We start from the raw sequence: 22118 nt of genomic DNA, 5'->3' as shown, positions 1-22118 counted from the left end.
ATTCCTGTATGCAAACAGAATTTGGACAGCTTTTATTTTAACTTATGAGCAGTTTTAATCTGGCGGTCAACAACAGGCAATTTTGACCTGTCGGTTATTTACTTCATTCAAATTAGAAAAGTATCAACTCCTCTCAACGTGGCATAAGGCTCCCCGAACTGCGAACCGCGAACTTTTTATAGGCCCATAATTGCCATTTTTAATAGCTGACCCTTTTAGATTTTACTACTAGTAGCTTTCCACCTCAATCACCCTTGGTTGTGGAGCTTTATTCCATACATGAGTGTAAAGGTACATTAATGTAAACGTAGGGATAACATCTGTTACCGGTAAAATCTCTTCAATAAATACAATCACAGAAGCAAGTTTTCCTTTTTTACCGGGATACATTTCCCTCATTTTCTTTGCTGCATAAGGAGCCCATAGCAAATCCAGAAAAGGTCCTATTAACGGAATCGCCACGGTAACCATACCTATGGCATCATAAACAACTCCTTTAATAAATAGTTTATTCTTTAAGATCTTCATTGGTCATTTTTCTATTAATAAATCAAGAAAAGTGCCATAACTGGAATTATTTCAGATCTGAGCTGATGAGCTTCAGGAATTCATTTCGAGTTTCTATTTTCTCAAATTGTCCCCTAAAGCCGGAAGTTGTGGTAGAACTATTCTGCTTTTGTACTCCACGCATCATCATGCACATATGCTGTGCCTCGATAACCACAGCTACTCCCTTGGGTTTTAAAGTTTCATTTAAACATTCCAGAATATCGTGAGTTAACCGCTCCTGCACCTGTAACCTTCTTGCAAAAACATCAACAACCCGTGGTAATTTACTTAGCCCCACGATTTGTCCATCAGGAATGTAAGCAATGTGTGCTTTTCCGAAGAAGGGAAGCATATGATGTTCACATAAAGAATAGAGTTCAATATCCTTCACCACCACCATCTCGTTGTAACCTTCCTTAAACATAGCTTCCTCCAGGATAGTCTTCGCATCCATTTGGTAGCCCTGAGTCAAAAACTGCATTGCTTTTGCAGCTCGCTCAGGTGTTTTTACTATACCTTCTCTTTCCGGGTCCTCTCCCAATTCCTGGATAATATTTCTGAAATTGTCTTTCAGATTATCGGTGACCTCCAGGTTATATTCTTCAAAAAATTTGTAAGGCATGGGAGTTCTATTTCTTTAGTTTTTCTGAAAAATGTTCTTTTAACTTTGTGATCTTAGGATCAATGATATACTGGCAGTAAGGCTGCTGCCTGTGCTGATTATAAAAATCCTGATGTTCCTGTTCTGCCACGTAAAATGGTGAAGCCTCAGTAACTTCGGTCACAATAGGATCTTCAAAGACAGCTTCCTTTTCTAAATTTGCAATGACCTTCTCTGCAGTTTCTTTTTGTGCTTCAGAATTATAAAAAATCGCACTTCGGTATTGCGTTCCCACGTCATTTTGTTGCCTGTTAAGCGTTGTTGGATTGTGGGTCGCAAAAAATACCAGCAATAATTCTTCAAAAGAAATTATTTCCGGATTAAATGTTATTTCAATAGCTTCTGCATGTCCTGTTCTTCCGGTGATAATCTCCCGGTAAGCGGGGTTTTTAATGGCCCCTCCGGTAAAGCCGGAAACCACTTTTTCAACTCCGTCCAGTCTTTGAAAAACAGCTTCGGTACACCAAAAACATCCGCCTGCCAATGTAGCTGTGTCTAAATCTTTTCTTTCCATTTTAAAATTACAATTTTGTTTAGCTAATTTAAAGCGATAATAAACAAGCTTCTTTACGTTTAACTATAAATTAGGCCTTTACCCTTCTATTAGTCAAAACCTATTCCATATTTTTCTTCTGTCAATCTTTCTGCAAAAATCTGGGTCCTGGCGGCAATAAGTTCATTATTCTAAAGTTAATGTTGGCGGTTCTTTACAATTTGGGTATTTTTCCAACCGTTAACAGGAAAAGAATGATTTTAGCGAACAACATACATAAATATTATGGTGACCTCCATGTTTTAAAAGGTGTCAACCTTCATATTCAAAAAGGTGAAATTGTATCTATTGTAGGTGCCTCGGGAGCAGGAAAGACCACGCTTTTACAAATCCTGGGAACTCTGGAAAGACCGGAAAAAGATAAGGGTTCAGAATTGGCAATTAACGACATTAAGATCAACAAACTGTCTTCTAAAGAGCTTTCCCGTTTTAGGAACAAACATGTTGGCTTTATTTTCCAGTTTCACCAGCTGTTACCTGAATTCACCGCCCTGGAGAACATCTGCATTCCCGCCTATATTCAAAATAAATCTAAGGCAGAAGCTGAAAAGAGAGCGAAAGAACTTCTTAGTTTCCTGGGTCTTGAACATCGCGCCAGTCATAAACCGGGAGAACTGAGTGGAGGGGAACAACAACGTATTGCGGTTGCACGTGCGCTTATAAACAATCCTGCCGTTATCTTTGCAGATGAACCTTCAGGAAACCTTGATAGCGAATCTGCAGAAAATCTTCATAAACTGTTTTTCAGATTGCGGGATGAATTTAACCAAACCTTTGTGATTGTCACTCACAACGAAGAGCTTGCCGATATGGCAGACCGTAAGCTAACTATGGTTGACGGCGAAATTGTTTAATCTGAAACTAATACTTTCCGTTGAAAAAAAGTGAGCTAAAGTCTTTCCTTGAATTTAAAGCTGAACAATATAACACTCCAGAATTTATTGCAACCGATCCGGTTCAGATTCCGCATCAGTTCTCCAGGAAAGAAGATATCGAAATTGCGGGTTTTTTGACTGCCACCATCGCCTGGGGCAACAGAAAAAGTATTTTAAATAATGCTAATAAACTCATGGATCTCCTGGAAAGAAGCCCTTATGACTTTGTAATGAACCATTCTGAAGGAGACCTGGAGAAAATGGCAAATTTCGTTCATCGCACGTTTAACGGACTGGATTTACAATATTTTATAAAGGCCCTTCAGAATATATATCTGAAACATTCGGGCATAGAACATATCTTCACCAAATATGCTGAAGAAGAAAGCCTTCAGCCAGCCATTCATCAGTTTAAACAAATCTTTTTTGAACTTCCGCATCTCTTTAGAACCGAGAAACATGTGAGCGATCCTTTAAAAAATTCCGCAGCAAAGAGGATCAACATGTATTTGAGGTGGATGGTGAGAAATGACAATTCCGGGGTAGATTTTGGGCTATGGAAGGATATCAAACCTTCACAACTTTCCTGTCCGTTAGATGTTCATTCCGGTAATGTTGCAAGGAAACTGAATTTACTAAAGCGAAAGGCGAACGATGCCAAAGCACTCCGGGAGTTGGATAAAGCGTTGCGGATTATGGATCCCGAAGACCCTGTGAAATACGATTTTGCCTTATTTGGACTTGGCGTATTTGAGAAATACTGAGTTAACACTTTCTTAAGAATTTTTATTATATTTGGATTCTCAACTTAAATTATAATTTTCTGATTGCAATGATTCATCCTCCTGTTCCTGTGAACGAGAAAGAGCGTCTTAAGGCTCTTCACCAATTGAACATCTTAGATACCGATCCTGAGGAGGAATTCGATAACATTACCGAACTGGCATCTTATATTTGTGGTATGCCGATTTCTATGATTACCCTTGTAGATGAAACAAAGCAATGGTTTAAATCAAAAATAGGCACAGAAATGTGCGATTCTGGCCGTGATATTTCTTTTTGTAGCCATGCGATTCTTGAACCGGAAAATTTTATGGAGGTTAAGGATACCCATAAAGATGAACGTTTTAAAGATAATCCTTTCGTAAATGCAGGAAAAGACTCTATAAGATACTACGCAGGTGTGCCCCTGGTAAACGGCACCGGAATGGCTTTGGGAACCCTTTGTGTTATAGATACAAAGGTCAACAAGCTAAATAAGCGTCAAATAAAAGCACTAAAAGCACTGGCAAAGCAGGTGGAAGCGCTTTTTGAAGCCAGGCATAAAAATTACCTTCTTGAAGAAGCAAGACAGGATTTAGACGATCACAATACCCTTTTAAAGGATTTTGCAGGAGTGGTTTCGCACGATATGAAGATGCCACTGGCCCACATGGTCCTTACCGCAGATGTAATCAAAAAAAAATACGGAGACCTTTTAGGGGAAGAAGGAATAAAATATCTTGATCAGCTTAAAAAGTCTGGACTAAATCTCAGCGATTATATCACAGGAATTTTAAACCATTACGAAAGTGAAAAGATTGCTACCTCTGCATTAGAAGAGATTGATCTTCATAATTTACTGGAAGATATCATTGACCTCTTAGGAATAGAAGAAGATTGCGAAATAAATTTTCCGAAGAAAAATGTTAATATTAAGGTTAACCGTTCAGCACTTGAGCAAATACTGCTAAACCTTATAAGCAATAGTCTTAAATACAACGATAAAGAGAAGATTATTATAGATATAGACTTTAAAGAAACACCTAAATTCTATACTTTTACTATACAAGACAATGGCATTGGGATAAGACAGGAAGAACAAAAAAATATATTTAAGCTGTTCTCCACCCTCTCTGTAATAGATAGAAAAGGGAACAAAGGCCATGGAATAGGGCTCTCTACTGTTAAAAAATTGGTAACAAACCTGGGAGGTACTGTTAAATTCGAGTCAGAGTTAGAAAAAGGCACTAAATTTACCTTTACTGTGCAGGCAACTTAAGTTCTGATTCCCCTACAAATTTATTTTAAGGTTGCCAGTATAAAACGTGAGGCAATAAATTGGGGTATGAATTATAAAACTTTTACAACTACTAAGAAAAAAGATAGATCCTCCTTAAAGGAGTATAACTTTGTAAAAAAGGAAGTTGATAAAGATTACGATGAGTTAACTTTTCTCGCCGCTCAGGTATGTAAAGTCCCCATTGCACAAATAGGAATTATTTGCGAAAACAATATCTGGTTTAAATCCAGTCATGGGACAGAGGTAGCCGAAATTATTAAGCAAAATTTTCTTTTTAATGAGACTCTCTGCAATCCGGAGGATGTTTCGATCTTTCATAAAAAGAATGCTCCTGCAGCCTTTGAAGAGTTGAGTGCACTATATCAAGAAGACCTCCAGTTTTATGCAGGAATTCCGCTTTTTAGCCCAAAGGGTGAGGCCATTGCAGTTTTTAATATTCTGGACACCTATCCACGGGAGCTTTCAGAAAATGAAAAACGCTCCTTACATTCACTTGCGAACCAGACGCACCACCTTTTTGAGTATAGAAAACAAAATAACAAACTGTATTATGTTCAGAAAAAACTGAAACTAAAATACCAGGAACTGGAAAAATTCACCAGCGTTGTTTCTCATGATATCAAGTCACCCCTGGCAAATATCATCTCGCTTTCCGAACTTTTAAAAGATGAAAATGAAGGAAAGCTCGATGAGGAAAATTCTTTATATCTGCAATATTTAGTCGAATCTTCTTATTCACTACGGAATTATGTAGATGGAATCCTGGGATATTACCGGAGTGACCATATTAGTGAAAAGGATTTTGAGAATGTTGATCTTGAGGGACTGCTTAAAAAAGTTGCCGATCTCTACCAGATTTCCGAAGATATTGAAATTAGTTACCCAAAAAATATTACGCTCCATAAGGTGAATAAATCTGCTTTAACACAGGTTTTTATGAACCTTATAAGCAATGCGTTAAAGTACAATAACAAAGATTTTCGTAAAATTGATATTAATTTTGAAGAGGTCAAAGATTTTTACATCTTCGAGGTTAAGGACAATGGGAATGGAATTACTAAACAAAACCTCGAGAAGATCTTTGACCTTTTCACAACTTTAGATTCCAATGACAGGGATGGCAATCCCGGAAGCGGTATTGGCCTTGCCACGGTAAAGAAACTCGTTGAAAACATGGATGGGAAAATTGAAGTCAATTCCATACCCGGGGACGGCAGTAGTTTTAAATTTAAGATAAGGCGTACCTGAGTTAAAATAGTTTTCATTTGCTATATTTGACAAACTTTCAGGCAGAGCATGTATTTCAAGTATCCGGAACTTCTTTTTGCCCTTTTCTTACTTTTTATTCCCATTATTGTCCATCTTTTTCAGCTACGGCGATTTCAGAAGGAAGAATTTACCAATGTTAGATTTCTCAAGAAAATCTCGAGGCAAACCCGAAAGAGTTCCAGGATAAAAAAATGGCTGGTGCTTGCCTCCAGGTTACTGGCAATGGCTTTCCTTATTTTTGCTTTTGCCCAACCTTACTTACCCGCTTCTTCTGCAGCCTTTAAATCTAATAACACCCTGGTTTACCTGGACAATTCTTTCAGCATGCAGGCGGCCGGCCCAAAAGGAACGTTATTGCCTGCTGCTATCCAAAGTCTTCTTGAAAGTTTGCCTAAAAATGAAAATTTAAATTTGCTCACAAATAATGAGGAATATTTAGATACCGATGCAGCAGAAATAAGGAACATTTTACAGGACCTGAATTTCTCTGCAACGCCATTCGAATTTGAAAATCTCAAATTAAAAGCCGAAAGATTCTTCCAGGAAAATCCTGCAGATCAACAGGAACTGGTTATCCTTTCAGATTTTCAGCAAAATTCAGAATTTCCTGTAAAGCCTGATGCCGAAAACTTCAATTATCGGCTTATCCCCTATCAGCCCAAGAATATTTCGAACATCAGCCTGGATTCCGCTTTTATTGCTGAACGGAATCTCGAAAATATTATTTTAAATGTTCAACTAAGCACTTCAGCGAGTATAGAAGACCAGGTTCCGGTAGCGCTAATGGCCGGAGAGGAGTTACTAGGAAAATCTGCAGTGAAATTTAATGAAAATAATAAAGCTGAAGTGGTTTTTACGCTTCCGAACAATCCTGTTAATAACGGAAGAATAGAGATTGAAGATAACGGACTTCAATACGACAATGAATTATTCTTTAGTATATCGAAAATTGCCAAAATTAAGACTGCCCTTATTTCTGAAAATTCCAATTCCTTTCTGAAAAGAATTTATACCGAACCGGAATTTGATCTGGAGGTTTTTCCCTTTTCAGGAATAGATTATAATCAAATTTCTGATTCCCAGCTCATTATTTTGGACGAAATGGAAGAAATTAGCCCTTCCCTTTCCCTGATTTTGCAAAAAAGAATGAATGAAGGGGCAATTGTGGTGCTTATACCTTCAGTTAATGCCGAAATTACCTCCTACAATGCATTTTTAAGAAATTCCGGAGCACCACCTTTTGAAGCTTTTCAAGATCAGGAGCGAAATATTACAAATATCGGCTTTGATCATCCTTTATACGCTTCGGTTTTTGAAGAACAGGTAGAAAATTTTGAATATCCAACGGTGCAATCTTATTACAGCTTAAACCGAGCCGGATCACCTGTTTTACAGTTTCAGGATAATGCTCCTTTTCTTACCCAAAGTGACCGTTTGTTTATTTTCACTTCAGCATTAGGATCGAAAATTGCCAATTTTCAGCAGTCACCTTTAGTTGTTCCCACATTTTACAATATGGGCAGGATGGCCCTGCAATCCCGAGAAATCTATTACGAAATTGGTAAAAATAACACCATCGATATCTCAGTAACTTCAGAAAATGATGAAGTTCTTCATATTACTTCAGAAGAAGAAAATTTTATTCCGCAGCAACAGTCTTTTTCAGAAAAAATCCAGATAACTACTTCTGAAATGCCCGCAGCGGCCGGAAATTATCAAATTGAATATAAAAATGAAAATTTTGGCTGTTTAAGCTATAATTATGATCGCCGCGAAAGTGAAATGAATTATTTAGACCCCGGAAATTTGGAAAATGTGCAAATTTACGCCAACATTAAAGAATATTTTGAAAGTACAAATGCAGCAAGGCAAATCACGGCACTTTGGAAATGGTTTGTTATTTTTGCATTACTATTTCTAATCGTGGAAATGCTCCTGTTAAAATACCTTAAATGAAGCTACTCATAAAATCGGCCACCATTGTCGATAAAGAATCGGATTTTAATACGAAAAAAGTTGATATTTTCGTCCAGGATGGGATTATCAAAAAGATTGGAACTTCGCTAAAAGAAAAGGCAGACAAGGAAATTGCCAAGGAAAATCTGCACGTTTCCAGGGGCTGGTTTGACAGTAGTGTGAGTTTTGGAGAACCGGGATTTGAAGAGCGCGAAACTATCGCAAACGGACTGGACACGGCGGGAAAAAGCGGATTCACAACGGTATGCGTTAATCCAAACACCTCGCCGGTAATCGACAATAACAGCGCGGTAAATTCGATGATTTCGAAAGCTGCCAACCATCCTGTAAAATTACTGCCCACCGGAGCGTTAACCGTAAAAGCTGAAGGGCTGGACCTGGCAGAAATATACGATATGAAGCAGGCAGGAGCAACCTCTTTTGGAGATTATAAAAGTGCTGTTAGAAATCCAAATCTTCTAAAGATTGCCCTGCAGTACGCACAGAATTTCGACGCGTTGGTGCAATCTTTTCCGCAGGAGAATAAAATCGCGGGCAGCGGACAGGTTAACGAGCATCACAACAGTACTGCGCTTGGATTAAAGGGAATCCCGAATCTTGCTGAAGAGCTACAGATCGCCCGGGATTTGTATATTCTGGAATACACCGGCGGCAAACTCCATATCCCCACTATTTCTACAGAAAAGTCGGTTAAACTGATTAAAGATGCTAAAAAGAAGGGACTGGATGTTACCTGTAGTGTCGCTATTCACAACTTGATTTTTACAGACGAACTACTAAAAGAATTTGATACCAGCTCAAAAGTCTTACCACCGCTGCGGACTTCAAAAGATATAAAAGCGCTGATAAAAGGAATTAAAGACGGCACGATAGATATGGTGACCAGCGATCACCAACCTATAGATATTGAACATAAAAAAGTAGAATTCGAAAACGCTTCCTATGGAACTATTGGTCTTGAATCTGCTTTTGGAGCATTAATGAATATTTTTTCTACAGAAGAAACAATTGCGCTGCTTACTTCAGGAAAAAACAGATTCAAAATTAGCGACTCTGAAATTAAAGAAGGAGAAAAGGTGAATCTGAGCCTTTTTACAACGCATGATCTTTACAATTTTTCTGAAGAAAATATTTTTTCCACTTCCCGAAACAGCATTTTTCTCGGGCATAAAATAAAAGGAAAAGCTTACGGCGTTATTACCGAAAATGGTCTAATCACTTACTGAATTTAACAGGTAGATTTTTACTATGAAAGAAGGAAAATTAGCAGCAATCGTCGCCTATATCACAATTATAGGTACTATAGTTGCTTACTTTATGAATCTTGAAAAAAAAGATCCCATTGCAAGTTTCCATATAAGGCAGGCGCTTGGAACCCATATTTTATTTTATCTTATGGGGATTTTAGCTTCTATGTTTACCGGATATATGATACCCACGGCCTTTTATATTTTCGTGCTGGTTCTTTGGGGTTACGGTCTGATAATTGCAATAAAGGGAGAACGAAAAGAAACGCCTCTGATTGGAGGTTTCTTTCAAAAAATATTTAAAAGTATTACTTAATGCAGACAGCAAATTTATCCTTACACCATCTTATAAAACCTTCTACTAAAACCGAAAAAGCCCCGCTTGCAATCATGCTGCATGGCTACGGAAGCAATGAGAATGATTTATTTTCTTTTGCCGGAGAACTTCCCGAAGAACTATTCGTTATTTCTGTGCGTGCGCCCCACCCGATGCAACCTTCTGGAAATGCATGGTTTGCCATTCACTGGAACAATACAGATGGAAAATTCAGCGATGAGAACCAGGCGCGGGAATCCAGGCAAACGATCTCACATTTTATAGATGAAGCTGTGGCTGCTTATCCCGTAGATCCAGGCAATGTGACTTTAATAGGCTTTAGCCAGGGAACTATTTTGAGCTATGCGGTAAGTTTATCTTATCCTGAAAAAGTGAAAAATGTAGTTGCCCTAAGCGGATATGTTAATGAAGATCTTATAAAAGAAGGTTACGAGAAAAATGATTTCTCCCATTTATCTTTCTACTGCTCCCATGGTACGCAGGACCAAGTATTACCTGTACAGTGGGCCAGGAGAACAAGACCTTTTCTCGATAATCTAAAGATCGAGAATTCGTATTCTGAATTTCCCGTAGGTCACGGTGTGGCTCCACAGAATTTCTTTGAACTCCAGGAGTGGTTAAAAAAGAGGATTTAGTTGACTGGGTATAAAAATGATTCTTCGGGAAGGAGGGAAATTTCACCGTTTTCTTCTACGGTATAAGTAAAGAAAACTTCTCCCCAGTAAGTGCCATCGGTAAAATCGGCAAGCACCCATTTGTGATTGATGATTTTTATCTTGTTGATACGCATAGTGCCTTCCATCCCGGCAAAAGGAACAAAGGGATTATCTTCTGTTGCACTATTCCCGCTAATTAATTTATCCTGAATTTTAGTTTTTACCCCTTCCGGAGAAATCCCTCGTTCTTCAAAAAAATAAAGCGCTTCTTCGTTACGGTCTATAGAAAAATAGTCAGGTTCAATATTTGTCATTTTCAAAGAATCAAGTTCTGCTTCTAAAAGGCTAACCTGCGTTTCAAGACCCGCAATACTTGCATCCCTTGCATCCAGAATTTTTTTATCATTCACATAAATGAAGATGGTAAATAATAAAGTGAAAATGAACAGATACATTAATATTTTACTGCGCATGCTAAATTTCTATTTTAAGATTATCGTAAGCCAGGTGCACATTTTCGGGAAGCTCTTTCTCCACTTCATCATGAAAGCCTAGTAGATGACTTATATGTGTAAGATATGCCGTTTGTGGGTTAACTCTTTCGATAAATTCCAGTGCTTCCTCAAGATTAAAATGAGAATGGTGAGGTTCCCTTCGCAAGGCATTTACGACCAGAACCTTAACATCCCGAAGCTTTTCAACTTCTTCGTCTTCAATAGACTTTAAATCTGTGAGATAAGCGAAATCTTCAAATCTAAATCCAAAAACCTGGAGTCGGTTATGCCTAAAGTCAATGGGAGTAATTGTTAAACCTTCAAAAACAAAAGGTTTATTCTCTATTTCAAATTCTGTAACCCCGGGCGCTCCCGGATATTTATTTTCTGAAGTAAAAATATAATCGAAGCGACTACGGAGCGCTTTAAGGACGCGCTTATGAGCAAAAACCGGAATATCGCCCTGTCTGAAAAAGAACGGACGGATATCATCCAGGCCTGCGGTATGGTCATTATGCTCGTGAGTGTAAATAATTGCATCCAGCCTTTTTACATTGTTTGCCAGCATTTGAGTTCTAAAATCCGGGCCACAATCAACAAGAAGATTATAACCTGCCCATTCCACTAAAACCGATACCCTAAGGCGCTTATCCCTGGGGTTTTCGCTTAAACAAACGGGGTGATCACTGCCTATAATAGGGATACCCTGGGACGTTCCGGTGCCTAAAAATGTTACCTTCAATAAGTGTTTATTTTATCACAAAAGTAATTATATTTTTTTGTTTACTTTCCTCTTTTAGTACCTTTGATAGACACGAAAATGAAATTCATTTAAAAGAAAAAATATGCCAATTACTATAATGGGCGACAAGGAATTTGAAAATATTCCTTCTATAAAAAGCAAAGCACTTCGCATCAATTTAAATGATAATATCTACGGAACTTTCTCTGAGATTGGCGCCGGCCAGGAAACAGTACGAAACTTCTTTAGAGCCGGTGGTGCTTCCGGAACTATAGCAAAAGCTATGAGTGCTTACGATAAGGACTTTAGTGACGCAATTTATGGAGTTGAAGATGATCGCCGATACGTTACAGAAGCACGCCTTAAAAGGATGCTTAGCCATGAAATAGACCTGATAGAAAAAAGGATTTCCCGCGAAAAACATCCCGACAAGCTTTTCTTTACCTATGCAAATACTGTAGCTACTATAGATTTTGCTAAAAAGTACAAAGGGCATGGATGGATTGGGATTAAATATCAGGTACGGCCAGAAGAAGATTACAACGAAATAAGCCTGCATGTAAGGTTCCATGAGAACGATGCCCGCCATCAACAGAATACTCTGGGAATCCTGGGGGTAAACCTAATCTATGGGGCTTATTACAAATATGATAACCCAAAGAAATTGTTGAGATATCTTTACGATCACATAGATAAGGATCAGATAGAAATTGATACGATCAACTTTTCAGGGCCACGTTTTGAAAATGTGGATAACCGTCTTATGAGCCTGCAACTTGTTAAAAACGGGATGACAGATGCAGTGATGTTCGCTCCCGACGGAAACAATGTTTTGCCAGCTAAAATTCTCTATAAAAAAAATATTCTTGCGCTTAGAGGTAGCTTTCGCCCGGTAACTAAGGTAAACATGGACATGTATGAGCGTTCGATGGAACTTTTTCTGAAAGAGAACAAGGTTTCTGAAGAGAATACCGAAGTTATTTTTGAAATCACGCTCTCCAACCTTCGGGCAGAAGGGGAAATAGATGAGAGGGATTTTATGGACCGCGCAGAATTGCTTTGTTCCCTGGGACAAACCGTGATGATTTCTAATTTCCAGGAGTACTATAGGGTTGTGGAATACTTCTCAAGATATTCAAAACAAAGAATGGGTCTTGCTATGGGCGTAAACAACCTGGTGGATGTATTTGACGAGAAATATTACAGACACCTTAGCGGCGGAATTTTGGAAGCCTTTGGAAAACTCTTCTTTAAAGACCTTAAAGTTTACCTATACCCACTTAAAGATCCTGAAACCGGAGAAATTACTACCAGTGAAAATCTTAAGGTACATCCTAGAATGAAGGAACTTTATAAGTTCTTTAAATATAACGGAAGGGTTGAAGATATTGAGAACTATAATCCTGAAATACTGGATATCTACTCCCGTGAAGTACTACAAATGATAAGTGAAGGAAAAGACGGTTGGGAAGAAATGCTGCCGGAAAAAACCACGGCGATGATTAAAGATTTAAACCTTTTTCATTACAAGGAACATAAGAGAAAAGCAAACACCGAAAAAGCAGAGGAAATAAAATAATTTCTGCTTTTAGATGTATAATAAAGCGAGGGGCTGAAAATTGCAATTTTCAGCCCCTCGCTTTATTCGGTATATCCGATATTTGTCAATTTAGGCTATACGTTCAATTTTAGCTCCTATTGCTTTTAAACGTTCATCAATATTTTCGTATCCCCGATCAATTTGCTCAATATTATGAATTACCGAAGTTCCTTTTGCAGAAAGAGCTGCTATTAACAGCGAAATTCCGGCTCTAATATCAGGAGAACTCATAGTGGTAGCCTTAAGGGTAGACTTAAAGTCATGACCTATAACTGTAGCCCTGTGGGGATCGCAAAGAATAATCTTAGCGCCCATGTCTATAAGTTTATCTACGAAAAAGAGTCGGCTCTCAAACATTTTTTGATGAATAAGAACACTTCCTCTTGCCTGTGTGGCAACAACCAGCATTATACTCAATAAATCTGGCGTAAATCCAGGCCAGGGTGCATCACTAATGTTCATTATAGAACCATCTATAAAACTTTGTACCTCATAACCATTTGTATGTGCGGGGATGTGAATATCATCTCCCTGCTGTTCTATAGTTATACCTAGTTTCCTAAAAGTATTAGGGATAACACCAAGCATATTCCAATTTACATTTTTGATGGTAACTTCACTGCGGGTCATTGCAGCAAGACCAATCCATGAACCAATTTCAACCATATCCGGTAAGATCCTGTGCTCACAACCTTTAAGTTCTTCTACTCCCTCTATCGTAAGCAGGTTAGATCCTACTCCGCCAATTTTAGCGCCCATGGAGTTGAGCATCTGGCAGAGTTGCTGTAAATAAGGTTCGCAGGCAGCATTGTAGATGGTGGTGGTGCCTTTAGCAAGAACAGCGGCCATAATAATATTGGCGGTTCCGGTTACAGAAGCTTCCTCCAGCAGCATATAACTACCTTTAAGACCATCTTTGGGTGCTTCCACACCGTAAAAGCGATCTTCTTTATTGTACCGGAATTTTGCTCCGAGTTTTATAAAACCCTCAAAGTGAGTATCGAGACGTCTTCTCCCTATTTTATCGCCGCCCGGCCTTGGAATATATCCTTTGCCAAATCTTGCCAGTAAAGGTCCCACAATCATTATAGAACCACGAAGGCCGCTTCCGTCAATTTTAAACTGTTCGCTGTGTAAATAATCCAGGTCAAGATCGTCACTCTTAAAAGTATAACTTCCCTTGCCCGTTTTTTCTACTTTTACTCCCAGATTTGTAAGGAGACGGATGAGTTTATTTACATCCAGGATATCTGGAATATTGTTTATGGTAATTTTTTCTGAGGTAAGCAAGACAGCACAAAGTATTTGGAGCGCTTCATTCTTTGCACCCTGTGGCTGAATACTGCCACTTAACCGGTGCCCTCCCTCTATCTGGAAAGATCCCATTAGTATGTATAGATTTTAATAGCGTTTACGGCCTTTTTTAACAGATTTCTTGGAACTGCCCTTGTTGCTTTTCTTTCTTCCGCGTAAAAGATTGGAAGAATCACTAAGGTCTTCGTCAGAATTTTTGAGGTTTAATTCTCCGTTGCTAAGTTCCCTTAGATGTTCAAAAATAACAGTATCGTCCACAGTATCCCTGTTCCAGTTGAGAAAGGATTTCTTCATGTGGTTGGCGATCGTGAAGACCAATGCATCTTTTAATGGACCATCCTCATATTCTTTTGCTTCATCTATCATCCGCTTGATATTGTTTCCGTAAAAACGATATTTTGGGAAATTTTGTGGATAGGCCAATGGCTCCGGACGCTCTTCCAGGATTTCCTTGGAAGGCTTTGGGAAAGGTGATTCTACATCAAGCTTAAAATCACTTATGATGAATAATTGATCCCAAAGTTTATGCTGAAAATCTGGAACATCCCTAAGGTGCGGATTCATATTTCCCATAACAGCAATAATAGATCGCGCCACTTTATTGCGCTCTTTGTCATCTTCAATTTCTACGGTATGTTCAACCATTTTTTGTAAATGGCGACCGTATTCAGGAATAATTAATTGGCTCCTTTCGGAGTTATATTCTAATGCGTTTGTCAAATCTGAAGTTTATAAGGTGATAAAAATGTAGAAGTTTTAAACGATTGCAAAATACTAATTTTTATTCAGTAAAGACAGGAATTTCCCTGCTTTTATTTGAACGATATTTTACAGGGAAATCACACCTTTTACTTCCCTTCCCACTTCTTTATATTTTTCTATAACAGCGTCTGGATCCTTCATCTGTACATTAATGGAAACACTGGTATATTTACCGTTCTTGGATTTTTTTGTGGTGATTACCGCCCCTAAATTGTCAAATATCAACTCTATTTGTTTTATTTCCTTTGCATTGGTTGGAACAATAAACTTATAGAGATATTCTGATGGCCATAAAGAAGTATCCTGTAATTGCGACTTTAATTTTGCGTAAAATTCCTTTTTTTTCTCTTCACTCATAACTTTTCCCTTCATTTTTAGGTTGCAAAGATACAAGGAATGCTTTCATTTTTATAATCAAATCGAAATACCGAAATTTGCCGTGTGAAAAAGAAAAAAATAGTGATTACCGGTGGTCCTGGCACAGGAAAATCTTCAGTTATTCATCAACTTGAAGCAATGGGACATAAATGTCTCCACGAAATCTCAAGGGAGGTTATACACGAAGCACAGTTAAACGGAATTGAGCAGTTATTTCTGGAAGATCCGCTTCTCTTCAGCAGGAAACTTCTGGAAGGGCGTATCGATCAGTTCCAGGAAGCAGAAAAAGATCCTTCGGAATTAGTTTTTATAGATCGCGGAATTCCCGATGTGGCTGCTTACATGGATTACTTAAGTACAGAATATCCTGAAGAATTTATCAAGCCCTGCCAGAAACACAAATACGACAAAATATTTATTCTCCCTCCCTGGAGAGCAATTTATAAGAGCGATAATGAGCGTTATGAAACCTTCGATCAAGCCAGTAATATTTCAAAATATCTCATTAAAACCTATGAACGCTATGGTTATGAACCAATTCTGGTGCCCGAGGCTGGTATAGAGGAAAGAGCTAACTTTATTCTGACTAACTCAGGTTTATAATTTGCAGGAAGCACAACATATATTAAAGAAATTCTGGGGACATTCCGAATTCAGGCCACAGCAATGGCCAATAATTTCAGCACTTCTTGATAAAAAAGATGTGGTTGCCCTGCTTCCTACCGGCGGCGGTAAATCCGTCTGTTTTCAAATTCCCGCCATTATGCAGGACGGGATTTGCATTGTAGTATCACCTTTAATTGCACTTATGAACGACCAGGTAAGCGCACTACAAGCCAAAAATATTAAGGCTATGGCCCTTACCGGCGGAATGCATTATGAGGATCTGGACAAGAACCTGGATAACTGCATCTACGGAAATTATAAATTCCTGTACCTCTCCCCTGAGCGTTTGCAGCAGGATCTTGTCCAGCAACGCATCAGGCAAATGAAGGTTAACCTGATTGCCATTGATGAAGCGCACTGCATTTCCCAATGGGGACACGATTTTAGACCGGCGTACAGAAATATCGCGTTGCTTAGGGAGTTACAACCAGATGTACCTTTTGCGGCTTTAACAGCCACTGCAACTGCAAATGTGGTAGAAGATATAAAGACGGAATTGCTGATGCCGCAAGCGGAGGTGATAAAACGTTCTTTTGAAAGGGAAAATATTGCCTACAATGTTCTAAATGCGGAAGACAAATTTTACCGGCTATCCCAGCTGTTATCTAATAAACAGGAAACTGCAATTATTTATGTTCGAAGCAGGAATGCGACCATAGAAGTTACCGAACATCTTAAGAAAAATGGTTTTAGTGCTGAAGCTTTTCACGGCGGACTCAAAAATGAAGATAAAGCAGATAAACTAGGACGATGGCTCGGCAATGACTTTTACGTTATGGTAGCCACCACTGCCTTTGGAATGGGTATTGACAAACCAGATGTTCGGCAGGTAATTCATCTTAACTTACCAGAAAGTTTGGAAAGTTACTTTCAGGAAGCCGGGCGCGCAGGAAGGGATGAAAAACCGGCTGTTTCAACAATTATAACAAATACCGGCGATATTCCGGTACTTAAGAATCAGTTCCTGGTAAACTTACCCGATGTTGAAGATGTTAAACTGGTTTACAAAAAGCTCAATTCCTATTTTAGAATAGCTTATGGAGAGGGCGAAAATGAAAATTTCGATTTTAATTTTTCAGAGTTTTGCTCTCAGTATAACCTTAATTTCCACAAAACCTACAATGCGCTGCAAATGCTGGATCGCTGCAGTATTATAAGGCTTTCACAGCAATTTCAGAAGAAAACTGAAATTCAGTTTACAGTTTCAGCCAATCATCTTACCCATTATTTGCAGGAAAATGAAGCTGCCGACAGGATTGTAAAAGCCATTTTGCGCACCTACGGCGGGATTTTTGAAAACAAGATAAATGTGAACTTAGGTTCAGTTTGTAAAAAAGCTTCCATACCAGAGGATGAAGCAATAAAAACGCTTAAGGAGTTGGAAAGGGATGAAGTTATAGACTTTACCTACTCACAACATGACGCTGCAGTGAGCTTTTTGGTACCACGGGAAGACGATACTACCGTAAATCCTGTAGCTGAATTTATAAGACTACACCTCAAAAACAAAAAAGACAAAATAGAAGCCGTTCTTGAATATATTAAAAACAGCGAAACTTGCAGAAGCATCCAGCTGCTTTCCTATTTTGGGGAAAAGGCAGAAAAACCCTGTAACATTTGTTCTGTATGTATTCAAAAAAATATTCCGCTAACCCGGGATCAAATGAATAACATATACCTAGAACTTGCTTTTTATCTGAAACAAAGAGATTTTTCATCCAGGGAATTAATTCAAAAAATTGCTTTCCCAGAGAAACATATCTTAAAAGTGATACAGCTGTTAGTAGAAAAAGGTATAATTGTACGCACTGGTAGCAACCATTACAAAATAATTCAGAAATGAGAGACCTTAGAATAGTATTTATGGGCACACCCGAATTTGCGGTATCCAGCCTTAGAAAAATTATTGAAGCAGGATATAATGTGGTTGGGGTAATTACTGCTCCGGATCGACCCGCCGGGAGAGGAAGAAAACTTCAGCAAAGCGATGTAAAGAAATATGCACTGGAACAGAATTTAAATGTCCTGCAACCTACGAATTTAAAATCGGAAAATTTTCAGCAGGAATTAAAGCAACTACGACCAAACGTACATGTGGTAGTGGCCTTTAGGATGTTACCACAGTCTATTTGGGCTTTACCGGAATATGGCACATTTAATTTGCACGCCTCCCTCCTGCCCCAGTACCGTGGCGCGGCACCCATAAACTGGAGCATAATAAATGGAGATAAAAGTACCGGGGTTTCCACTTTCTTTATTGATAAAAAAATAGATACCGGCGCGATGATCCTGCAACGTGAGCTAACAATTGAAGAGAATGAAAATGTGGGGCAATTGCATGACCGCCTTATGGAGAGCGGGGCAAAGCTTATAGTAGAAACACTGGAACTAATTAAAAATGAGATTGTAGAAACGAGAGAACAGGAAGAAACTGGGAGTTTAAAACCCGCACCAAAACTTACAAAAGAAAATACGCGGATTGATTGGGAGAAGCCGGTAGCTGAAATTTATAACCTGATAAGAGGCCTGAATCCCTATCCTGCTGCGTGGACGATCCTGCAAAATGCTTCCGAAGAATATAAGGTAAAAATCTTTGAATCTGAGAAAATATTAGGTTCACATGAGCTTTCGGCAGGATCCATAGTAATAGATGAAAAAAACTTAAAAATCGCAGCACCTGATGGTTTTATTCAAATCTATGAAATGCAACTTCCGGGAAAGAGAAAAATGGCAATTCGGGACCTGCTCAACGGTTTCAGTTTCGATTCGGAAGCAAAAATGCTCTGAGGCCTTATGCTTGCTGAAATCATAAAAAATCAATTTTTGCAAGACTTCTTTGTTAACAAAAAGCCTAAGTTATCAACAATAAACTGCATTTCCCTTGATATTACTTGCGTGGCCGGGAAAACCATATAAATTTGTAGAGCAATGTAACAGAATGTTTAACCAACAACTTAATTAATTTTAAATTATGAACAAAACAGATTTAATCGACGCAATGGCTGAAAACGCTGGAATTTCTAAAGCTGCTGCTAAAAAAGCTTTAGAGTCTTTTCTGGAAAATGTAGAGAAATCGCTTAAAAAAGGAGATAGAGTTTCTCTTGTAGGATTTGGATCTTGGTCTGTATCAAAAAGAGCTGCTCGTGAAGGTAGAAACCCACAAACCGGAAAAACAATTAAGATTGCTGCTAAAAATGTAGTAAAATTTAAAGCCGGAGCAGATCTTCAAAAAGCTGTGAACTAATATTTTGTATTAGTAAAAAAATCAGAGCCTCCCCCGGGAGGCTTTTTTTATTAAAAAATTGGCATAATCATTTGTTTTTTTTAAATAAATAAGTAGATTAGTTAAAAAGAACCCATTATGATAGCTTTAAAACCAGCCAAAGGGCATCTGCTTGTAGCAGAACCTACAATAATCGGGGACGTGGCATTTAACCGTTCGGTAGTGCTGTTAGCTAATCATTCCGATACCGGATCTGTAGGATTTATTTTAAACAAAGTCCTTGATTTTACTCTTAAAGACCTTATTCCTGAACTCAAATTTTCTTTCAAAATCTATAATGGTGGTCCCGTAGAACAGGACAACTTGTATTTTATTCATAAAGTGCCCCACCTCATTCCAGACAGTATCGAAATTGCCAATGGTATTTACTGGGGGGGGAATTTTGAAGCTGTAAAGGAACTGGTAAACCGGGAAATGATAGATGAAAATCAAATAAAATTTTTTCTTGGATATTCTGGTTGGGATGCAGATCAACTTAATGCAGAGTTGGACTCCCACTCCTGGATTGTTACTACTAATGAGGATCAAACCGGGCTTATAGAACGTCCTTATGATTCTTTCTGGAAAGATAAAATGCTACAGCTGGGAGGGGAATATCTTTTATGGTGCAACGCCCCCGAAAATCCCAGCTACAATTAACCGAGACGTGCTTTTACATTAAGTTTGGAAAGTAATTCTCCCCCCACTTTAGTGGAGTACTCTTTTTTCCTGTACTTCGTTATTGGCTGAATTCCTACTACAACATTTGTAATAAACAGTTCATCAGCTTTTTGAAGCTCAAAAGGAGATATGGAAGTTTCTTCCAGTTGATATTCGGGCATTTCCTTTATTATCTTCAAAAGTTGTTTTCTTGTAATCCCATTTAAAGCACCATCGCTAACTGGCGGAGTCTTTATGCTTCTTTCTGTTACCAGGAAAAGATTACCATTTAAAGCTTCAACAACGTTTTTATTTTCATTTAAAATAAGACAGTTCTTGTAGCCATTTTCATTAGCAAAAATACTACCCAGCACATTTACCGCCCTGTTATTGGACTTAATGCTGGAAAGGATACCGCTATTAATATAGTGATCCTTAAAAAGTTCAACTTCGTAAGAAGCTTCATTTAATAAATAAAATGAATTTTCCAGTTCTTCCGTAATAATTGTATAACCAATTTCTCTGGTAGCAGGTGTATAATAGCCTCCCTCTTCCCTATAAACGGCAAATTTAACCCTCGCGGGAGAGCTCCTTAAATTATTACTTTCGATTAAATCCAGGATCTCTTCTTCAAGAAATTCCGGGGAGAAAGAAGCAGGAATTTCCATGCGCATAATCCTCATTGAGGACATTAGCCGAAAATAATGATCTTCCCAGAACATTATTTTTCCATTAATTACCCTAATGGTTTCAAATACAGAATCGCCATAAGCAAAACCACGATTATATACAGAGAGGTTTGCGTTCTCCTCTTTTACTAAATTGCCGTTGAGATTTATCATAAAAAAAGCCCCGTTTTTACGGGGCAAATGTACTATTTAAATGGGGAATATTAAACGGAACCAAGTACCTGTTTTAAATCTGAAATCATATTTTCCCAAAGCATCTTTCCTTCGTCTACTTCTCCTTCTTCAGCAAAATCTGTGATCATAATGGAGACATCTTTAGTAATATCGTCCACCTGAATCCTGATTTCAAAAAAATAAGGTGTATCCTCTTCTTCCAGCCACCTGAATTTTACCCGTTCATCACTCTTTTTGCTAACCATTTTTGCTTTTTCCTCACTGCCTTCCCATATAAAAGTGAAAATTTCTCCACGGGAATTAACATTATCGGCATACCACTCGCTCAAACCTGAGGGTGTAGAGATATATTGATATAGTAAAGACGGAGAAGCATGAATAGGAAACTCCATTTCGTACTTGATCTTTTCTTCCATTGTTTAATTGGTTTTGCGCCAATATAGATATTAATTGTAAAGATTGAAAGAAAAGAAATTAAATATTTTAGAATTTATTGTTTGCGCCAATTCAAATTGTTTTTATATTTGCACCCGCATTTACACAGAGGTTTAAATGCTTCGGAAATCAGGCCAATACTCTAATTTGGCAATTTTCGATAAGTAAGGCGAGGTAGCTCAGTTGGTTAGAGCGTCGGATTCATAACCCGGAGGTCCCGAGTTCAAATCTCGGTCTCGCTACAGTAATAACAAGGCTTCACAGAGATGTGAGGCTTTTTATTTTTGTACCTAGTACAGAATAAGTACAGAATTTGGTCTATTTTCAATAATTCATTAGGAGTCATTTGAAATATCACCAACTGATAGCAATTGAAACTGAATTTTAGGTTTATTCTGGAAAATCTAATTTAGAAGGCAATCTTTTTCAATATAACTATGGGTTTACCAGGAGAAAACTTGTACCACCAAACAGTTTCGCGATGTAACCTATAGTCGTTATTGAATATACCCAAGATCATTATTTCCCACTCCCCCACCATGCAACGGTAAATTCTCCTACTTCTAAGCACATTTTTCTAAAATTAAAAAGGTAAGATTTTAATTAGGCAGGCTGAATAATATCTTCTTCTCTTATTTCTTATCCACTAAAAAACATATATAAACTATTTAGTAAGATTATTATATTTGCCCTAAGTTGAAGATAGTGAAGCGCAAAGTATCGGAAAGGAAAAGCCAGTTGTCAAGGATTCAGTTA

The 22118-nt window shown here is 38.2% G+C and carries 24 protein-coding genes and 1 tRNA gene; 15 read left to right on the top strand and 10 right to left on the bottom strand.

Annotation, left to right across the window (positions count from 1 at the left end; genetic code table 11):
- Positions 1-228: 228 nt before the first annotated feature.
- The 3 genes from RM529_RS04965 to msrA are packed head-to-tail and all read right to left on the bottom strand — an operon-like array spanning position 229 to position 1724.
- Positions 229-528, bottom strand: a complete 300-nt coding sequence (locus RM529_RS04965) for a hypothetical protein (RefSeq protein WP_311483643.1) — start codon at positions 526-528, stop codon at positions 229-231.
- A 46-nt stretch (positions 529-574) separates the two neighbouring features.
- Entirely contained in the window at positions 575-1171 is a 597-nt protein-coding gene (gene folE, locus RM529_RS04960) for a GTP cyclohydrolase I FolE (protein WP_311483642.1), read from the bottom strand.
- A 7-nt stretch (positions 1172-1178) separates the two neighbouring features.
- The gene (gene msrA, locus RM529_RS04955) at positions 1179-1724 is read right to left on the bottom strand and encodes a peptide-methionine (S)-S-oxide reductase MsrA (protein WP_311483641.1); all 546 of its coding nucleotides are present in this window, start codon (positions 1722-1724) and stop codon (positions 1179-1181) included.
- Positions 1725-1957: 233 nt separating this feature from the next.
- Between msrA and RM529_RS04950 the strand changes: the two genes are divergently transcribed.
- The 8 genes from RM529_RS04950 (at position 1958) to RM529_RS04915 (ending at position 10165) form a co-directional block, all read left to right on the top strand.
- Positions 1958-2617: an ABC transporter ATP-binding protein gene (locus tag RM529_RS04950; protein WP_311483640.1), complete on the top strand. Its 660-nt coding sequence runs from the start codon at positions 1958-1960 to the stop codon at positions 2615-2617.
- 20 nt (positions 2618-2637) lie between these two features.
- The gene (locus RM529_RS04945) at positions 2638-3402 is read left to right on the top strand and encodes a TIGR02757 family protein (RefSeq protein WP_311483639.1); all 765 of its coding nucleotides are present in this window, start codon (positions 2638-2640) and stop codon (positions 3400-3402) included.
- Between the two features lie 68 nt (positions 3403-3470).
- Positions 3471-4679 carry a sensor histidine kinase gene (locus RM529_RS04940; RefSeq protein WP_311483638.1) on the top strand — a complete coding sequence of 403 codons (1209 nt, stop codon included), beginning with the start codon at positions 3471-3473 and terminating at the stop codon, positions 4677-4679.
- Between the two features lie 66 nt (positions 4680-4745).
- On the top strand, positions 4746-5948 hold the full coding sequence (locus tag RM529_RS04935; protein ID WP_311483637.1) for a sensor histidine kinase: 1203 nt from the start codon (positions 4746-4748) through the stop codon (positions 5946-5948).
- A 48-nt stretch (positions 5949-5996) separates the two neighbouring features.
- Positions 5997-7925 (top strand): BatA domain-containing protein, encoded by a 1929-nt coding sequence (locus RM529_RS04930; RefSeq protein WP_311483636.1) that lies wholly within the window; start codon positions 5997-5999, stop codon positions 7923-7925.
- Positions 7922-9172 carry a dihydroorotase gene (locus RM529_RS04925; RefSeq protein ID WP_311483635.1) on the top strand — a complete coding sequence of 417 codons (1251 nt, stop codon included), beginning with the start codon at positions 7922-7924 and terminating at the stop codon, positions 9170-9172. The genes RM529_RS04930 and RM529_RS04925 overlap by 4 nt, the downstream gene beginning before the upstream one ends.
- Before the next feature lie 22 nt (positions 9173-9194).
- A complete protein-coding gene (locus tag RM529_RS04920; protein WP_311483634.1) occupies positions 9195-9509 on the top strand; it encodes a magnetosome magnetite crystal formation protein family in 315 nt (104 codons plus the stop codon).
- Positions 9509-10165 carry an alpha/beta hydrolase gene (locus RM529_RS04915; RefSeq protein ID WP_311483633.1) on the top strand — a complete coding sequence of 219 codons (657 nt, stop codon included), beginning with the start codon at positions 9509-9511 and terminating at the stop codon, positions 10163-10165. Before RM529_RS04920 ends, RM529_RS04915 begins: the two co-directional genes overlap by 1 nt.
- Here the strand turns inward: RM529_RS04915 and RM529_RS04910 are convergent.
- Together RM529_RS04910 and RM529_RS04905 are read right to left on the bottom strand one after the other, a co-directional pair.
- Positions 10162-10659 (bottom strand): hypothetical protein, encoded by a 498-nt coding sequence (locus RM529_RS04910; protein WP_311483632.1) that lies wholly within the window; start codon positions 10657-10659, stop codon positions 10162-10164. The two genes, RM529_RS04915 and RM529_RS04910, sit on opposite strands and share 4 nt — an antisense overlap.
- Before the next feature lies 1 nt (position 10660).
- Positions 10661-11422 carry an MBL fold metallo-hydrolase gene (locus RM529_RS04905; RefSeq protein ID WP_311483631.1) on the bottom strand — a complete coding sequence of 254 codons (762 nt, stop codon included), beginning with the start codon at positions 11420-11422 and terminating at the stop codon, positions 10661-10663.
- A gap of 103 nt (positions 11423-11525) precedes the next feature.
- Here RM529_RS04905 and RM529_RS04900 point away from each other — a divergent pair, with 103 nt between their 5' ends.
- Positions 11526-13001: a TonB-dependent receptor gene (locus tag RM529_RS04900; RefSeq protein ID WP_311483630.1), complete on the top strand. Its 1476-nt coding sequence runs from the start codon at positions 11526-11528 to the stop codon at positions 12999-13001.
- 90 nt (positions 13002-13091) lie between these two features.
- Here the strand turns inward: RM529_RS04900 and murA are convergent, their stop codons facing one another.
- The 3 genes from murA to RM529_RS04885 all read right to left on the bottom strand — a co-directional run bounded on the left by murA (position 13092) and on the right by RM529_RS04885 (position 15455).
- A complete protein-coding gene (gene murA, locus RM529_RS04895; protein ID WP_311483629.1) occupies positions 13092-14408 on the bottom strand; it encodes a UDP-N-acetylglucosamine 1-carboxyvinyltransferase in 1317 nt (438 codons plus the stop codon).
- Between the two features lie 15 nt (positions 14409-14423).
- Positions 14424-15056 (bottom strand): DUF4290 domain-containing protein, encoded by a 633-nt coding sequence (locus tag RM529_RS04890; protein ID WP_311483628.1) that lies wholly within the window; start codon positions 15054-15056, stop codon positions 14424-14426.
- A gap of 108 nt (positions 15057-15164) precedes the next feature.
- Positions 15165-15455 carry a DUF493 family protein gene (locus tag RM529_RS04885; protein ID WP_311483627.1) on the bottom strand — a complete coding sequence of 97 codons (291 nt, stop codon included), beginning with the start codon at positions 15453-15455 and terminating at the stop codon, positions 15165-15167.
- Between the two features lie 84 nt (positions 15456-15539).
- On the opposite strand from RM529_RS04885, the gene RM529_RS04880 reads away from it, so the two are divergent.
- The 5 genes from RM529_RS04880 to RM529_RS04860 all read left to right on the top strand — a co-directional run bounded on the left by RM529_RS04880 (position 15540) and on the right by RM529_RS04860 (position 20064).
- On the top strand, positions 15540-16079 hold the full coding sequence (locus RM529_RS04880) for an AAA family ATPase (protein WP_311483626.1): 540 nt from the start codon (positions 15540-15542) through the stop codon (positions 16077-16079).
- 1 nt (position 16080) lies between these two features.
- On the top strand, positions 16081-17985 hold the full coding sequence (locus RM529_RS04875) for a RecQ family ATP-dependent DNA helicase (RefSeq protein WP_311483625.1): 1905 nt from the start codon (positions 16081-16083) through the stop codon (positions 17983-17985).
- Positions 17982-18929 carry a methionyl-tRNA formyltransferase gene (fmt, locus tag RM529_RS04870; RefSeq protein WP_311483624.1) on the top strand — a complete coding sequence of 316 codons (948 nt, stop codon included), beginning with the start codon at positions 17982-17984 and terminating at the stop codon, positions 18927-18929. The genes RM529_RS04875 and fmt overlap by 4 nt, the downstream gene beginning before the upstream one ends.
- A 184-nt stretch (positions 18930-19113) precedes the next feature.
- Positions 19114-19386, top strand: a complete 273-nt coding sequence (locus RM529_RS04865) for an HU family DNA-binding protein (protein ID WP_006990442.1) — start codon at positions 19114-19116, stop codon at positions 19384-19386.
- 117 nt (positions 19387-19503) lie between these two features.
- Complete coding sequence (locus RM529_RS04860; RefSeq protein WP_311483623.1) at positions 19504-20064, top strand: YqgE/AlgH family protein; 561 nt, start codon at positions 19504-19506, stop codon at positions 20062-20064.
- Here RM529_RS04860 and RM529_RS04855 read toward each other — a convergent pair.
- Together RM529_RS04855 and RM529_RS04850 are read right to left on the bottom strand one after the other, a co-directional pair.
- The gene (locus RM529_RS04855; RefSeq protein WP_311483622.1) at positions 20061-20906 is read right to left on the bottom strand and encodes an aminotransferase class IV; all 846 of its coding nucleotides are present in this window, start codon (positions 20904-20906) and stop codon (positions 20061-20063) included. The two genes, RM529_RS04860 and RM529_RS04855, sit on opposite strands and share 4 nt — an antisense overlap.
- A gap of 50 nt (positions 20907-20956) precedes the next feature.
- Positions 20957-21343 (bottom strand): START-like domain-containing protein, encoded by a 387-nt coding sequence (locus RM529_RS04850; protein ID WP_311483621.1) that lies wholly within the window; start codon positions 21341-21343, stop codon positions 20957-20959.
- A 187-nt stretch (positions 21344-21530) separates the two neighbouring features.
- Between RM529_RS04850 and RM529_RS04845 the strand changes: the two genes are divergently transcribed.
- Positions 21531-21604 (top strand) — tRNA-Met (locus tag RM529_RS04845).
- Positions 21605-22118 lie beyond the last annotated feature (514 nt).

The organism is Autumnicola edwardsiae, from assembly GCF_031846505.1.
Lineage (GTDB): Bacteria > Bacteroidota > Bacteroidia > Flavobacteriales > Flavobacteriaceae > Autumnicola > Autumnicola edwardsiae.
Note: the sequence above shows the minus strand (reverse complement) of the source record. Positions and strands in the feature narration are given on the sequence as shown.

Bases quoted from the DNA above. Each gene is read 5' to 3' on its own strand.
- RM529_RS04965 (WP_311483643.1), bottom strand. From the start codon at position 528: ATGAAGATCTTAAAGAATAAACTATTTATTAAAGGAGTTGTTTATGAT.
- folE (WP_311483642.1), bottom strand. From the start codon at position 1,171: ATGCCTTACAAATTTTTTGAAGAATATAACCTGGAGGTCACCGATAAT.
- msrA (WP_311483641.1), bottom strand. From the start codon at position 1,724: ATGGAAAGAAAAGATTTAGACACAGCTACATTGGCAGGCGGATGTTTT.
- RM529_RS04950 (WP_311483640.1), top strand. From the start codon at position 1,958: ATGATTTTAGCGAACAACATACATAAATATTATGGTGACCTCCATGTT.
- RM529_RS04940 (WP_311483638.1), top strand. From the start codon at position 3,471: ATGATTCATCCTCCTGTTCCTGTGAACGAGAAAGAGCGTCTTAAGGCT.
- RM529_RS04935 (WP_311483637.1), top strand. From the start codon at position 4,746: ATGAATTATAAAACTTTTACAACTACTAAGAAAAAAGATAGATCCTCC.
- RM529_RS04930 (WP_311483636.1), top strand. From the start codon at position 5,997: ATGTATTTCAAGTATCCGGAACTTCTTTTTGCCCTTTTCTTACTTTTT.
- RM529_RS04925 (WP_311483635.1), top strand. From the start codon at position 7,922: ATGAAGCTACTCATAAAATCGGCCACCATTGTCGATAAAGAATCGGAT.
- RM529_RS04920 (WP_311483634.1), top strand. From the start codon at position 9,195: ATGAAAGAAGGAAAATTAGCAGCAATCGTCGCCTATATCACAATTATA.
- RM529_RS04915 (WP_311483633.1), top strand. From the start codon at position 9,509: ATGCAGACAGCAAATTTATCCTTACACCATCTTATAAAACCTTCTACT.
- RM529_RS04910 (WP_311483632.1), bottom strand. From the start codon at position 10,659: ATGCGCAGTAAAATATTAATGTATCTGTTCATTTTCACTTTATTATTT.
- RM529_RS04900 (WP_311483630.1), top strand. From the start codon at position 11,526: ATGCCAATTACTATAATGGGCGACAAGGAATTTGAAAATATTCCTTCT.
- murA (WP_311483629.1), bottom strand. From the start codon at position 14,408: ATGGGATCTTTCCAGATAGAGGGAGGGCACCGGTTAAGTGGCAGTATT.
- RM529_RS04885 (WP_311483627.1), bottom strand. From the start codon at position 15,455: ATGAGTGAAGAGAAAAAAAAGGAATTTTACGCAAAATTAAAGTCGCAA.
- fmt (WP_311483624.1), top strand. From the start codon at position 17,982: ATGAGAGACCTTAGAATAGTATTTATGGGCACACCCGAATTTGCGGTA.
- RM529_RS04865 (WP_006990442.1), top strand. From the start codon at position 19,114: ATGAACAAAACAGATTTAATCGACGCAATGGCTGAAAACGCTGGAATT.
- RM529_RS04860 (WP_311483623.1), top strand. From the start codon at position 19,504: ATGATAGCTTTAAAACCAGCCAAAGGGCATCTGCTTGTAGCAGAACCT.
- RM529_RS04855 (WP_311483622.1), bottom strand. From the start codon at position 20,906: ATGATAAATCTCAACGGCAATTTAGTAAAAGAGGAGAACGCAAACCTC.
- RM529_RS04850 (WP_311483621.1), bottom strand. From the start codon at position 21,343: ATGGAAGAAAAGATCAAGTACGAAATGGAGTTTCCTATTCATGCTTCT.